Consider the following 13088-nt stretch of genomic DNA (forward strand, 5'->3'; position numbering starts at 1 on the left):
ATCACGGTCGCAGGGAGTCGACGAAGCCGGCGAGCCAGGCCAGCGAGGAGTTCCAGTTGATCGCCACCTCGTTGGTGGAGTACGAGTCGATCTCGTCGAGGTAGCACTTGGCCGGCCGGCAGCCGGGCAGGTTCTGTTGCGCCACCGGGTCGTCCAGCCCGGAGTTCGGGCCGCCGGCCATCGAGCCGGCGGGCGGCTCGGGCAGCTTCGGATCCAGTTCGTGGGCGAAGATCCGGTTGTGCTCGTTGTGGCTGGCGCGTTCGCCGTAGCCGGTGATGTAGGACTGGTTGACGGCGTTGCGGCCGAGCAGGTAGTCCATCGACTCCAGCACCGCGTCGCGGTAGCCGGGCCGGCCCGTCAGGTCGTACGCGGTGGCGATGATCAGGGCGTTGTTCGTGGTGGCGCTGTTGGAACCCCACACGTACTGGCCGTCCGCCGGCCGGTAGGGATTGGGATATCCCTGCGACTTCAGGTCTTTGACGTACCCGTCGGCGACCTTGAGCACCCGCGCGCGGGCCGCCGCGACACGGGCCGGCGGGAACCGCCACGGCAGGCGGACGATGGTGAGATCCGCCAGCGCCCCGGTGTCACGCCAGGAGAATCCGGCCGAGGTGATGTCGGCGGTGATGTGGTCGAGGTACGTGCGGTCGCCGGTGGTGGCGTACAACTCCGCCGCCGCCCACGAGAACTCGTCGCTGACATCGGTGTCGTCGTAGGCCCCGCCGCCGACGCTGTCCTCGGCCGGGGCGTAGATCGCCGGGTGTTGCAGCGCCGCCTGCCATGCGCCATGCGCCGCGGCCAGGCATCGCTGGGAGAATGCCTTGTCCCACAACGCCCACACCCGCGCACACTGCGCTCCCGCCGCCGCCAGGTTGAGCGTCGCCGCCGTCGACGGCGGGTGCAGGTACCGCGGCTGCGGATCGTTCTGCGGCATCGTCGGCAGCGACGTCCAGGCCAGGTCGTGGATCTTGTGGTGGGCCATGCCGGCCAGCGGCTGCCCGGCCGGCACCTGCATGCTCAGCAGGAACTCCATCTCCCACCGGGATTCGTCGAGGACGTCCGGGATCCCGTTGTGGTTCTCGGGAATCGCCAGTAGCCCGTCCCCCGGCCGGCCCCACGACCGTTCGTACAGGTCCATGAGCTGCCACGCCGCCAGGCCGCCGTTCACGACGTACTTGCCCTGGTCGCCGGCGTCGTACCAGCCGCCGGCGACGTCCAGGCTGTAGTCGCAGGTGCCGGGCAGGCACGGCACGCTCGTGTCGCCCTTGTTCGGGGCCACGCCGATGTGACCGGCAGGCCGGGCATAGGCGGCGCCGACGTACTGGGCGTCGATCGGGATGCCGCTGCGGTTGTAGTAGAAGTACTCCAGCGAATCCCGGCGCAGCGAGTCGTACAGGTTGGCCTCGATGTCGAACGGGTAGCTGACCGCGGAGCCGACGGCCAGGGTGTAACCGTGGCCGCTGCGGCGGAAGCTCGAGAAGTCGGCGATGTGCACGTGGTCGCCGGACATGGCGTCGTCGCCCTGCACGCGCGTGCGGCCGCTGGCGACGGTCCGGCCGTCGGCATCGCGCAGCTGCCAGGACAGGGGTTTGGCCGCTGCATCCACAATGGACGCCTGCTTGGGACCGGACGGCAGGTAGCCGACCTGGTTGACGCGGACCGGCGAGCCGTAGTCGTGGCCGCCGCCGGGCGGGATCACTCCGCCGGTCAGCGAGACGTCGTCGATGCAGAACGTGTACGCGCCGCCGTTGCCGCCGAGTTGGAAGCCCAGTTGGCCGCTCAGGGTCGCGATCGTGGCGGTGCCGGTGAGGGTGAACGTCTTCGGCGTGGCGCCGATCGTCGCGGTCCTGGTGAACATCGACGTGTTGGGCGGCACGGCGAGGGCGAGGCCGGCCCGGATGGTGACGTCGGCCGTCGCTGAGGCGGTGAAGCGCAGGGTGTAGGGCCGGCCGGCTTCCACGGGGATGTCGTTCTGGCCGATCATCGAGTCCCAGGGATTGACCGTGACGGCCGGCACATCGGCGCACAGCCGGCTATTGTCCACTCGGGACGGTGTGCTGCCGCTGCTCCACCACGGCGTCTTGCCGGCGGCGAACGAGCCGTTGAGCACGCGGTCGTAGCCGTCGGCATGCGCCGGCGGCGCGAGCCCGACGACAAGGGCAGCCGCCACGACCAGCACGGTTCTCTTCACGTGTGCGTCACCACCAAGGGGTCGAAGCTGATCCGGGTACGGCCGCCGTCCTTCCAGTGCACAACGATCCGGCCCCCGTCGGGGACCTCGACGACCGGCGGCGACGGCGGCGCCGGATCGGCGGTGAGAATGGCGAGCGCGACGAACAGGGCGGTGCCCTCCGCGTCGGCGCTGAGTCGGGGCATCGTGGCCCACCTGGTGAAAGCGGTGCCGTGCGGAGCGCGGGCCTCGTCACGGAATTCCCAGCCGTACACGGGAAACAGCCGTGACTGCAGTTCATCAGCGGGGTCGGTCGCCCAGCCGGTCAGCGCCACCCGGGTGCCGCACGGCGCGGCGATCACCCGGTGCGCGCGGAGCTCCCACGGTCCGCGGGCCACGGTGACGCTCTCCACGCGCAGGCCGGGTCGCAGCGGCGAGCCCGACACGAACACGGGACGGTGCCAGGAGGCGGCCCAGTCCGCTCCGGCACCGAGCGGATGGATCCGCCGCCGGACGCTGCCGACCCCGTCGACGACGACGTTCAGATGGTTGTCGGCGGTGTTGCCGCGGGCGGTCGGCCCGGTCCGGGTGGAATACGCTTGCCGGCCGTAGTGCGGATCGTCGCCGGCGGCGGACTCGCCCTCCTCGGGACGGACGTGGTCGCTGCCGTGGTTGTGCAGGCGGACGATTCCATCGGCCACAGTGGACTGCAACAGCAGGCCGGGGGCCGGCATCGCCGCGACCCGGTCCCGTTCCTCAACCGGAGCGGGGAGTTCCACGTCCGTCCACAACGGATGATCCTCCGGCGCGAGCAGGCACACGAAAGCCTTCGACGCCCAGTACGGGGACGCCGGGCCGGAATAGTGCTGCGCTGTGGGCGGATGGGGGCCGTGCCAGCCGACGCTCAGCAACCCCGTCGAGTCCATCGCACCGTGATCAAGGAAGTGCCGCAGTGCGCCGCTCAGCAGCCGGCGGGACGCCCCTGGGGCAAGCGGGGTGTCGCCGGTGACCGCGCCCAGCCCGATCGCCGACGCGGCGGCGAAGCGGTAGGTCAGCGACCGGCCGAAGTGCAGCGGCGCGCCGTCGCTGCCGAACATCAGCGACAGGTCCGCCAGGTGTCGGCGCAGCCGCTCGCCGTGGCCGTCCGGCTTCCCGGCCAAGTGCCCGTCGAGCACCGGATACAGGTGCAGCGCCCAGCCGTTGTAGTGGTCGTAGGCCCGCCCATCGCCGTCGGAGTACCAGCCGTCGCCCTGGTACCAGGTGTCCAGCAGCTCAAGGGAACGGGTGCGGGCATGCGCCGTCTCGGCATCGCCCCGGCCCACGGATTCCAGGAAACCGGCGACGGTGAACGGGAACAGGTACCAGTTGTTCGGCGACGGGACGTGCCGCAGCGCGCCGCGCAGCCAGTCCTCGACACGATCCTGAGTCGGCTCGTCGAGGCGGTCCCACAGCCACGGCCGGGTCAGCCGCAGCCCGAGGGCCACCGAGGCGGACTCCACCATCGGCTGGCCGGCCACGTCGTGATCGAGGATGACCGGCCACGACTCGGCGTCGTCGCGGCCGGGCGTGCGGGTGCCGGCTTGGATGCCGTCGGCGTAGCGAGGCAGCCAGCCGTGCGGGTCGTCGCCACCCGAGCCGGCGATGCGGAACGCGGCGGCGAGGAAAGTCCTTGCGTAGCCCTCAAGTCCGTCCGAGCGGACCCCGTTCGACGACGGCCGCCCGGGGAGATCGAGCAGCGCCCCGCACGGGGTGGCCCACCGCCACGCGGCCTCCACCAGCCCGTCCGCGACCGCCTCCCAGTGCCGGCGGGTGTAGCCGGTGTGGGGGCTGAGTCGCCGGTCCTCCGCCGGCAGCCGCGGCGCAGTCATGCGATCCGGCCCAGACCCTCGCGCGGCACCGGATACGCGAACCCCTGGCCGGCCGCCCACCGGGCCACCTCGGCGACAGCCGTGTACGCGAGGCGGCGCCACTCGGTTCCCTCCGAACCGGCCAGATGCGGCGTGATCAGCACATTGTCGTGCTCCCACAACGGATGCTCGGCCGGCAGCACCTCCGGGTCGGTGACGTCCAGCACCGCGCGGATCCGCCCCGCCGCGGTGGCCTCGGCCAGTGCGTCCTGGTCCAGGATCGCGCCGCGGGCGGTGTTGATCAGCACGGCGTCCAGGCGCATGGAGGCGATCAGGTCCCGGCTCACGAGTCCCCGCGTCGACGGCAGGAGCGGGGTGTGCACGCTGACGACGTCGCTGCGTGCGAAGAGATCGTGCAGGCCGACCGCCTCCGCGCCGAGGTCGGCCGCCTCGGACGTGGTCACGAACGGATCGTGCAGCAGGATCCGGAAGCTGTGCTGCCGCAGCAGCTCGATCACCCGCCGGCCGATCATCGACGCCGACAGGATGCCCACGGTGCGGTCGAAGTTGCCGACGCGCGGCGGCACCGCGAGCCAGTCCCCCGCCCGCCGGGACGACCGGTACTCGCGGGCCCGTTCGAGCACCTTCTTGCCGGTCAACAGGATCATCGCGACGGTGTACTCCGCGACCGGCAGCGCGTTGGCCGCGGCGGCAGAGGTGACCTCGATGCCGCGCGCCCAGCATTCGTCGGTGACGTGGCTACGCACGGAGCCGCCGGTGTGCACCACCGCACGCAGCTGCGGCGCTGCCGCCAGCACGGCGGCGTCGAGCGGCGGGCAGCCCCAGCCCGTGACGAGAACCTCGGTGTCCCGCAACACGTTCAGGGCTCGTGGCGTGGTCAGGTCGTCCAGTGCCGGCCCGGGTGCCAGCTCGCAGACCCGGCGCAGGGTGGCCAGCGCGGGCTCGTCGAGCACGGCCGCGGCGGCGGCCGGAGCCATGGCGAGGGCGGTTCGTGGTCTGCGCACGAGCCGAGTATGTGTGTATGAACGCTTTACGGTCAATCGTGCGCGCTTATTCGATCAAACGATCAGAGTCGAGTTCCGGATCTTCAGCTCGGGCGCGATGGCGACCCGCCGGGGCCGGTTCGTGCCGGCCAGCCGGGCCAGCAGCAGCTCGGCCGTCGCCCGGCCGACCTCGGCCTTCGGCGGCGCGATCGCGGTCAGCGGCGTGCTGCCCATCGGGGCGACGACGTCGTCGTAGGCCACCACCGAGCAGTCCCGGGGCACCCGGATCCCGGCCTCGTCGAGCCGCTGGACCAGCATCAACGCGTCCACGTCGCTGTGCATCACCGCCGCGGTCGCGCCCACCGACCGGATCAGCTCGGCCACCGGCACCGAGGTGTCCGGGACGCTCGGATCGGCGCACGCGTCCGGAGCGCTGAGCGTGACCGCCCAGTCCTCGACCTCCCGCCGCGCCATGGCGATCTCCTCGAACGCCGAACGCAGCGTCCGGGCGGTCGGACTGTCGTCGCGGGCCGCGAGCACGATGCGCCGGTGCCCCAAACCCACCAGGTGATCGATCGCCAGGTGCATGCCGTACCAGTGATCGGTGCAGGCCGAGTCGGTCTCGTGCAGCACGCTGCCCGGACGGGGACGGCGTTCCATCAGCACCACCGGCACGTCCAGCTCGGCCAGCCACTCGTAGTCGGCCTCCTCGGCCGCCGACGTCCGCCAGCGCGGTGCGATCAGCAGGCCGCACACACCGTCGGCGACGATGCGCTCCGCGATCGGCCGCTCTGCGCCGGCGACGCGCGGCGCGATGTGCAGAACGGCCCGCATGCCGGCCGCCGCCAACGTCTCGCGGGCCCCGTTGACCGCCTCGTCCAGGTAGGCGTGCCGCTCGGGGATCACCAACGCGACCGCGGCTTGCTGCGGCCGGACCGGCGGTTGCGGCCCCGGCGAGCGCATGGAGCGGACGACTCCGTGGCCACGCGCGAGCTTGCCGGCCATCGCCAGCTGCTCCACGTCACGCCGCACCGTCACCACGGACACGTCCAGCTCGGCGGCCAGGTCAGTGACCCTGGCCTGGCCACGGCCGTCGACCGCGGCCAGGATTCGCTGCCGCCGGTCGTCACCCGGTTCCCGCATGCCCGCCGCCTCTGATCGTTTGATCGTTCGACGCAGCATAACGATCGCCGGCCGCCGGCGCACGTGTGGTCAGAACTCCGGCGCGGAACACCCACAGGAAGTTCCTGACCCAGGCGAACCGGCCGGCCAGGCTGTCAGCCCGGCCAGCCAGGGGGCGACGCCGTCGAAGATCAGTTCCCCCGAGTCGAAGCGCCCGGTCAGCCGCCCCAGCAGCTCCCGCACCTCGACCGCCCAGTCGTCCGGCTGCCGCTCGCGGCTGTCCAACGCCCGCAGCAGCAGTGTCACCAGCATTGTTCGCCGCCCGAAGGCCCGTCGGCGCTTGATCGTCAGCGCAACCGTACGGGAAGGGTGTGCAGCCTGCTGCCCATGATCCCGCCCGGTCCACTGTGGCGTAACGCGTCGAGCGGCATGGCGAGCCGGGCACCGGGAAAGCCGGAACGGACGGTCTCGACCAGCGCGCGGAGTTCGAGCCGGGCGAGTTGGGCCCCGATGCAGTAGTGCGGGCCCGCACCGAAGGAGAGGTCGGTGTCGCCCCGGGCGTTGATGCCCTGGATGTCGACGAGGACCGGGGAGTTGGCCGGCAGACGGACACCGCCGAGGTCGACCTCGGTGGAAGTGAAGCGCCAGAGCGTGAACGGGGCCGGCGGGTGTCGGCGAAGGGTTTCGCGGACGAGTTCGTCCGGCGGTGTGGTCGGGTCACCGAGCAGGCGTGCGACGAGGAAGCCGATGGTCAGGTCGGTGGTGAGCTGCCCGGCGAACAACAGGGTGAAGACCTGGTAGTGGAGGTCCTCGGGGGTGCTGCCCGCCGGCATGCGCTGGGCGAGTTCGGCGGCCAGACCGTTGCCGACCGCGGCGTGGGCAAGGCGCGCGAAGGCCGCCATGGCCTCACCGACATTGGCCGGATAGTCGTCGTGCATGAGACGGCAGGCACCGATCGCCGTGTCGACGTGGGCGGCGGGGATGCCGAGCAGGTCGCACAATACGGCCAGCGGGTACCGGGTGGTGAAGTCGTCGAGCAGGTCGACCTCGCCGGGGCCGAGGTGATCAAGTAACTGCCCGGCGATGGCCTTCATCCGCGGATAGGCCGCCTGCATCCGGGTCGCACTGAACAACGGGGTCAGCGCTCGCCGGAGGCGAGCGTGCGCCTCGCCGTCGAGCGTCGTCACGGACATCTGCTCGGCGGCGGTGGGTTCGAGGCCCGCCGTCCGGGGGTTCCACTGTGACGGGGCGAGGGCGGGGTCCTTGGCGAAGCGCGAGTCGGACAGGACGGCCCGGGCCAACTCGGCGTCAGTGACGATCCACATCGGGCCGCCCGCCGGGGCGTCGGCACGGACGACGGCCCCGGCCTCCGCCATCGCAACCCGCTGCGGATCGGGGTCGTCGAGGTGACGGATCGGGGTGGCGAACGGACAGCTGACCGTGGGCGCATCGAGCATGCGAGGCACAGTATCTGCGTACCGCAATTACTGCAAGACGCAGCGACTGCGCCGTGCAGTATGCTGACGTGATGACGCAGTCGCACAAGGCCCGGCGGGCCGAGGTGCTGCGGGCGATCGCCCGCTGGCAGATCCCGGTCATCCAGCTGAACGGGATGATCGCCGAGCACCTGGGCCTGAACTGGACCGATCTGCAGGCCATGTACGTGCTGGCCAACCACGGTCCCGCCACCCCCGGCGAACTGGCCCACCGCGTGAACCTGACCAGCGGCTCGGCCTCCCGCATGATCGAACGCCTGGTGCGGGCCGGCTACGTGCGGCGCGTGCCCGACGCACACGACCGCCGCAAGATCCTCATCGAGCCGGACGCGCAGGCGGTCAAGCGCATCGGCGGCCTCTACGGCCACCTGAACGACAGCCATCTCCGTGACCTCGGGCAACTCGACGACGCCGAGCTCACCACGTTGCTGCGCTTCGTCGACGCCGCCACCGAGCGCACCGAGGAGGAGATTCAACGCTTTCGGCAGCGGTCCGAGTGATCCTCCGCGTGCTAGCTTCCCCGACATGCATGGGGGCTCGAAGGCAAAGTTCCTCAGGTCGTTGGCGACGCTCGTCAGTGCGGTGGCGTTGGTCCTCGCCGGCACGGCAACCGCCGCAGGCAGTCCGCGCTGCGAGTGCAAGACGCCGTCGATCGACCGTTATCAGCAGTGGCTCGCGTCCGGTGAGGGCACGACGGTGCCGGCAACTGGCAGTCTGCTTGTGCGCCAGGGCAACGGATACGCGGCCAAGGTGGCGTTCCTCAACGCCGAGTGGCACGTGGTCGTGCTGTGGCTGGGCAACCAGTTCGAGGCGCAGGCCGACCTCTCCCGGTCGGCCGGTTTCTGGCTGACCTACAGCGCCACCGACGACCTCTACGTCCAGCTGCGGCCGGCCTCGCACTGGAGCGGCGGCGACAAGTGGCTCACCCGCATTCCGTCGACCGGCGGCAAGGTCGTGCGCAGGTTCTTCGGCTTCGCCCCGGACAAGTGGACGTGGCTGCCCGAACTGGGGCAGCCCTCGTACTCCCTCGCTTCGGCGCTGGGCGAGGCGCGCGGGCTGGTCTTCGTCGGCAAGACGCCGAACACGCTCGACTTTCGTGGGCTGCGGGTCGACGGCTACCGCCCGCCCTGCCTGTGAGAGACGGCCCGCCTCGTGGGCGGGCCGTTTCCGCTACTTGTTATACACCGCCGCGCTGCCGTACAGCGCGTTGGTGAAGCTGGAGATGTAGGTGTGCCGGTCGGTGGCGTCGAGGTTGTACGTCAGGTACACCCCGTAGCCCTCGGAAACGGTGCGCTGGGCCAGGCTCGTCGCCGTGCTGGTGGCCGTCGCCCCGATCTCGATGGCCGCCGGGGACAGCCCGGACTTGGGCAGGGAGATGCTCGGCACGCCCCACGTGCCGTAGTACGGGTTCCAGGCGTAGTTGAACTTCGGGCCGACGTTGACGCCGCCGTAGGACAGCCGGGACGCGGCCGGGCCGATGTTGTACAGCGAGATCAGCTTGTTGGGCATGTAGTTGCGCAGCGCCGTGACCAGGTAGACGAAGGAGCTGGCGTTGGGCTGGCCCGTGCCGTTGTTGCCGTACTCCGCGTACTCGTCGTCGAAGTCGATGCCGTCCAGGCCGTACTTGCCGACGGCGTCGGACAGCTGCTTGGCGAACGCGCTGGCCGCCGCCTGGGACGGGAAGTTGGCGAAGCCCGCGCCCTGGTGGTTGCCGAGGATGGACAGCATCACCTTGATGCCCTTGGCCTGCAGCGGGCGGATCTCCGTCGCCGCGTTGTCGAGGGTGCGCTGCACGTTCGGGTTGAAGTACAGGTAGGCCGACTTCTTCGTCGTGTCGTAGTTGATGTTGGCCGCGAAGATGACGCCGATGTCGAAGACGTTGCCACCCCCCTTCGCCAGCGTGTACTTGCCCACGTTGACCATGCTGTTGTTGTTCACCTCGACGTAGGCCACCGAGATCGGCCCCGTCTTGGCCACCGCCGCCGTGTTCGTGGGAACCGCCGCCGCCGCGGTTCCCGTCGTGCCGATCGCGAGCGCCGCCGCCGCCAGCAGAGCCAGCGCGCTCGTCGTGACCCGCCCAGACATCACCATCGTTGCCGAACTCCCATCGAGCGAGTTAACCGTCAATTCCGCCGTCAATTGTCAAAGACAACGTGAGGGCGTCACACAAGACCGGCAACCCCGCCCTCACCAGGACATTCATCCCCGAACCCTACGTCCCGCCGCCGATCGGCGCCGTGCTCCAGCCGAGCGAACCGGAGCGGGCAGGCGATTACGGAATTGACATGTTCACGGCCGGCGTCGGCAGGCCGACCGCCGGGCCGGGTGGCAGCATCGTGAGGATGCAGATGACACCGTATCCGCCGGCGCCCTGGTGGTCTTGCGGCACGATGTGGATCGCGTCGCTGCCCACGGCGGGTCCGGTGCCGGTGCCGGCCGGCTTGGCGTCGATCGGCGGGAACCGCCTGGTGCTCACGGTGGTCCGGTACCGCGAAGGCACCCTCAGCTACAACGAGGTGATCGTCGGCAGCGTGGTGCGGCGCGGCGGGCGGGTCGGGGTCTGGGTGCACGCGATCTGGGTGGACAGCCCGGAGTCGTTGTGGGGCGGCCGGCGGATCTGGGGACTGCCCAAGCAACTCGCGACGTTCGCCTGGCGGGACCGCGGCCTGGTGATGGAGGCGGAGGCCGGTCAGCGCATCGACATCAGGTTCGAGGGAAACCCGAGATGGTCGGCGCGAGTGCCCTTTGTCGCCCCGGCGTTCGGGATGCTGGGCGGAAAGCTGCAGTTCTTCCACGGAATCGGGCACGGGCGCCTGCGGATGGTGCGGCTCCAGCCGTCGGAGTGGCCGGCGGAACTGCCAAGGCTGCGGGAGGGGACGGGAGCCGTGCCGGCGATGTGGCTGAACGACTTCCACATGGTGGTGCGGGCGCCGAAGGAGCTGCCGTACGTGATGAGCGAGAACCAGGCGAGCGGTCGGGCGTGAACGGCCGGGAATCCCTTGCCCGCCAGGGAAGTTGACCGGATTTTCGGCCACCTGCCGCCACAATTGCCGATCCCGTTCACCCGTTTGACCGATCGTGCACACAAAGGCGCCACCGCGAAGGTGACCAATGCTCACCGGGCGCGTTCCGAAGTACGCTCGCGTCGCCGTGGACGCAAGATCGTCCGCTGCGACACAGCCCGCCGGATCACCACAGTGGATTCCGGCTGTCGGGACGCGTTCTTTTCGTGCGTGAAAGGTTTTTGTGATGTCATCTCGCATTGCGAGGTTCGCGGTGGCGCCTGCCGTCCTGCTGTTGGTGGCCGCGTGCGGAACGAACAAGGTCGAATCGGCCGGCAACGGCGCCGCCGCCTGCGACACCAGCAAGGGAAACCTGGTCGTCGGCGTGGTCGCGCCGCTGAGCGGCAGCCTGTCCGCCGTCGGCCTCGGCATCCAGAACGCCACCGCGCTCGCCGTCGACGAGGCCAACGCCAAGTGCGCGGTGAAGGGCTACAAGCTGGCCGTGGTCGGCGAGGACGACCAGGCCACGCCGCAGGTCGGCGCGCAGGCCGCGAGCAAGCTCGCCGCCGACGACACGGTGCTCGGCGTGGTCGGCACGTACAACTCCTCGGTCGCCCAGGCCGTGCAGCCGATCCTGGCAAGCAAGAAGATCGCCCAGGTCTCCCCGGCCAACACCAACCCGTCGCTGACCGTGGGCGACAACCCGGCCCGGCCCAAGCGGCAGTTCGAGACGTACTTCCGGGTCTGCGCCACCGACAACTTCCAGGGCCCCTACGCGGCCGACTACCTGGTGCGCAAGGCCGGCAAGAAGCGGATCGCGCTGATCACCGATGGCAAGACCTACGGCAAGGGCCTGGCCGACGAGTTCTCCAAGCAGGCCACCAAGGACGGCGCCACCATCGTGGACAGGGAGCAGGTCGGCGAGAAGGACACCGACTTCGCCGGCGTGCTGACCAAGGTCAGGCGGTTCTCCCCGGACGCCGTCTACTACGGCGGCGAGTACCCGGTGGCCGGCCCGTTGTCCAAGCAGGCCCAGGGATTGGGTCTGAACGTGCCGGTGATGGGCGGTGACGGCATCTTCGACAAGAACTTCATCCAGCTCGGCGGCAAGGAGGGTGACCTGGCCACCTCCGTCGGCGCCCCGACCGACCAGCTGCAGAGCGCGCAGGACTTCGTCAAGGCCTACAACGCCAAGGGCTACAAGGACCCGTACGCGGCCTACGGCGCCTTCGCCTACGACGCCGCCAACGCCATCATCGCCGGCGCGGCCAAGGCGATCGGCGACGCAGGCACGTGGGGCAACTCGATGCGGGAGACGCTGCTCAAGAACATCGGCTCCTACTCCGCCAACGGCGCCACCGGACCGGTCGCCTTCGACCAGTACGGCGACAGCACCAACAAGGTGCTGACCGTCTACCAGGTCGCCGACGGCGAGTGGAAGCCGGTGCAGACCGGCAACGCCTCCAGCTGAGCCGTGATTCGCGTGCCCGCCCCGGTGGGCACGCGAATCGTTCGGGGGGTTAGCCCCACCCACGAACGGGATTCACGACCAGTGCCCCGGCGGCCGGGTCGCACCAGGATCAGTGCGGAACCACCAGTCGAGGGGCGAGGCAATGGCCACGATCACACAGTCCGAACCGTCCACCAGCCCGGTCGAGCGGCGGCCGCGGCGCCGATGGCCGCTGATCACGCTGTCGGTGGTCACGGTCGCGACGACCGTCTACATGGTGTCGGCGTACGTGCCGCCGGTGCCGGCGGCGAGCCGGATTCCGTTGCAGGGCACCGTGCATTTCCTGTTGCTGGTGGCGCACATCTTCACGGCGACGGTGGCCACGCTGGCCGGGTTGGCCCAGTTCTGGCCGTACCTGCGCCGGCGTTTTCCGGTGGCGCACCGCTGGACCGGTCGGGCCTACTTCTTCCTCGGCGTGTTCCCGTCCTCGGTGTTGGCCGTCCCGGTCGCGGTGATGGCCCCCTTCGGCGCCGCCAACCAGGCCGCGCTGATCACGCTCGACGTGTTGTGGATCGTCACCGGCATCGCCGGCTACCGGGCCGCCCGCCGGCGTCGGTTCGCCGACCATCGGCGGTGGATGATCCGCAACTACGCGCTGACCTTCTCCTCGCTCGCCTCCCGGTTCTTCATCCCGGTGATGACGCTGGCCGTCGTGCCCCAGGCGGCCGGCTCCGCCTACCAGGGCGACGAGATCGCCATCGGCCACGACATCGCCAGCGGCAGCGCCTGGCTCGGGCTGGTGGTGACCATGGTGGCCACGGAGTGGTACCTGCAGCGCCGTCGCGGCGTCCAGACAACAGTGGCACAGTCGCGGCGTGTTGTTGCATGACCTGCCGGAGTGGGCGCCGGCCTGGTGCCTGAATCACCTCGCCGCCGAACGCCTCCGCCGCGCGAACGCCTGGAACTAGGCTGGGAGCGCGTTCGGGGAAACGCGGGC

General features: G+C 70.4%; 13 protein-coding genes. 5 read left to right on the forward strand and 8 right to left on the reverse strand.

Features of this window, described 5'->3' with window-relative positions; all coding sequences use genetic code 11:
* Window position 1: 1 nt before the first annotated feature.
* From BJ998_RS40490 to BJ998_RS40515, 6 genes are all read right to left on the reverse strand, one after another.
* Window positions 2-2191: a glycoside hydrolase family 9 protein gene (locus tag BJ998_RS40490; RefSeq protein WP_184869429.1), complete on the reverse strand. Its 2190-nt coding sequence runs from the start codon at window positions 2189-2191 to the stop codon at window positions 2-4.
* Complete coding sequence (locus tag BJ998_RS40495; RefSeq protein ID WP_184869430.1) at window positions 2188-4038, reverse strand: DUF2264 domain-containing protein; 1851 nt, start codon at window positions 4036-4038, stop codon at window positions 2188-2190. Before BJ998_RS40495 ends, BJ998_RS40490 begins: the two co-directional genes overlap by 4 nt.
* Entirely contained in the window at window positions 4035-5042 is a 1008-nt protein-coding gene (locus BJ998_RS40500; RefSeq protein WP_312890624.1) for a hydroxyacid dehydrogenase, read from the reverse strand. Before BJ998_RS40500 ends, BJ998_RS40495 begins: the two co-directional genes overlap by 4 nt.
* A 54-nt stretch (window positions 5043-5096) precedes the next feature.
* Window positions 5097-6164 carry a substrate-binding domain-containing protein gene (locus BJ998_RS40505; RefSeq protein ID WP_184869431.1) on the reverse strand — a complete coding sequence of 356 codons (1068 nt, stop codon included), beginning with the start codon at window positions 6162-6164 and terminating at the stop codon, window positions 5097-5099.
* 69 nt (window positions 6165-6233) lie between these two features.
* Window positions 6234-6455: a hypothetical protein gene (locus BJ998_RS40510; protein ID WP_184869432.1), complete on the reverse strand. Its 222-nt coding sequence runs from the start codon at window positions 6453-6455 to the stop codon at window positions 6234-6236.
* A gap of 35 nt (window positions 6456-6490) precedes the next feature.
* A complete protein-coding gene (locus BJ998_RS40515; protein ID WP_184869433.1) occupies window positions 6491-7600 on the reverse strand; it encodes a cytochrome P450 family protein in 1110 nt (369 codons plus the stop codon).
* A 71-nt stretch (window positions 7601-7671) separates the two neighbouring features.
* Between BJ998_RS40515 and BJ998_RS40520 the strand changes: the two genes are divergently transcribed.
* Both BJ998_RS40520 and BJ998_RS40525 read left to right on the forward strand, forming a co-directional pair.
* Complete coding sequence (locus BJ998_RS40520; protein ID WP_184869434.1) at window positions 7672-8139, forward strand: MarR family winged helix-turn-helix transcriptional regulator; 468 nt, start codon at window positions 7672-7674, stop codon at window positions 8137-8139.
* Window positions 8140-8164: 25 nt separating this feature from the next.
* Window positions 8165-8776, forward strand: a complete 612-nt coding sequence (locus BJ998_RS40525; protein ID WP_184869435.1) for a hypothetical protein — start codon at window positions 8165-8167, stop codon at window positions 8774-8776.
* A 33-nt stretch (window positions 8777-8809) separates the two neighbouring features.
* On the opposite strand, the gene BJ998_RS40530 is transcribed toward BJ998_RS40525, so the two are convergent.
* Together BJ998_RS40530 and BJ998_RS40535 are read right to left on the reverse strand one after the other, a co-directional pair.
* Window positions 8810-9730, reverse strand: a complete 921-nt coding sequence (locus BJ998_RS40530; protein ID WP_184869436.1) for an endo-beta-N-acetylglucosaminidase H — start codon at window positions 9728-9730, stop codon at window positions 8810-8812.
* 181 nt (window positions 9731-9911) lie between these two features.
* On the reverse strand, window positions 9912-10115 hold the full coding sequence (locus BJ998_RS40535) for a hypothetical protein (RefSeq protein WP_184869437.1): 204 nt from the start codon (window positions 10113-10115) through the stop codon (window positions 9912-9914).
* On the opposite strand from BJ998_RS40535, the gene BJ998_RS40540 reads away from it, so the two are divergent.
* The 3 genes from BJ998_RS40540 (at window position 10108) to BJ998_RS40550 (ending at window position 12980) form a co-directional block, all read left to right on the forward strand.
* Window positions 10108-10623: an acetoacetate decarboxylase family protein gene (locus BJ998_RS40540; protein WP_184869438.1), complete on the forward strand. Its 516-nt coding sequence runs from the start codon at window positions 10108-10110 to the stop codon at window positions 10621-10623. The genes BJ998_RS40535 and BJ998_RS40540 overlap by 8 nt on opposite strands.
* Window positions 10624-10888: 265 nt before the next feature.
* Window positions 10889-12112, forward strand: coding sequence for a branched-chain amino acid ABC transporter substrate-binding protein (locus BJ998_RS40545; RefSeq protein WP_184869439.1), 1224 nt, complete (start codon window positions 10889-10891; stop codon window positions 12110-12112).
* Between the two features lie 142 nt (window positions 12113-12254).
* Complete coding sequence (locus BJ998_RS40550) at window positions 12255-12980, forward strand: DUF2306 domain-containing protein (protein ID WP_184869440.1); 726 nt, start codon at window positions 12255-12257, stop codon at window positions 12978-12980.
* Window positions 12981-13088 lie beyond the last annotated feature (108 nt).

The organism is Kutzneria kofuensis (assembly GCF_014203355.1).
GTDB lineage: Bacteria > Actinomycetota > Actinomycetes > Mycobacteriales > Pseudonocardiaceae > Kutzneria > Kutzneria kofuensis.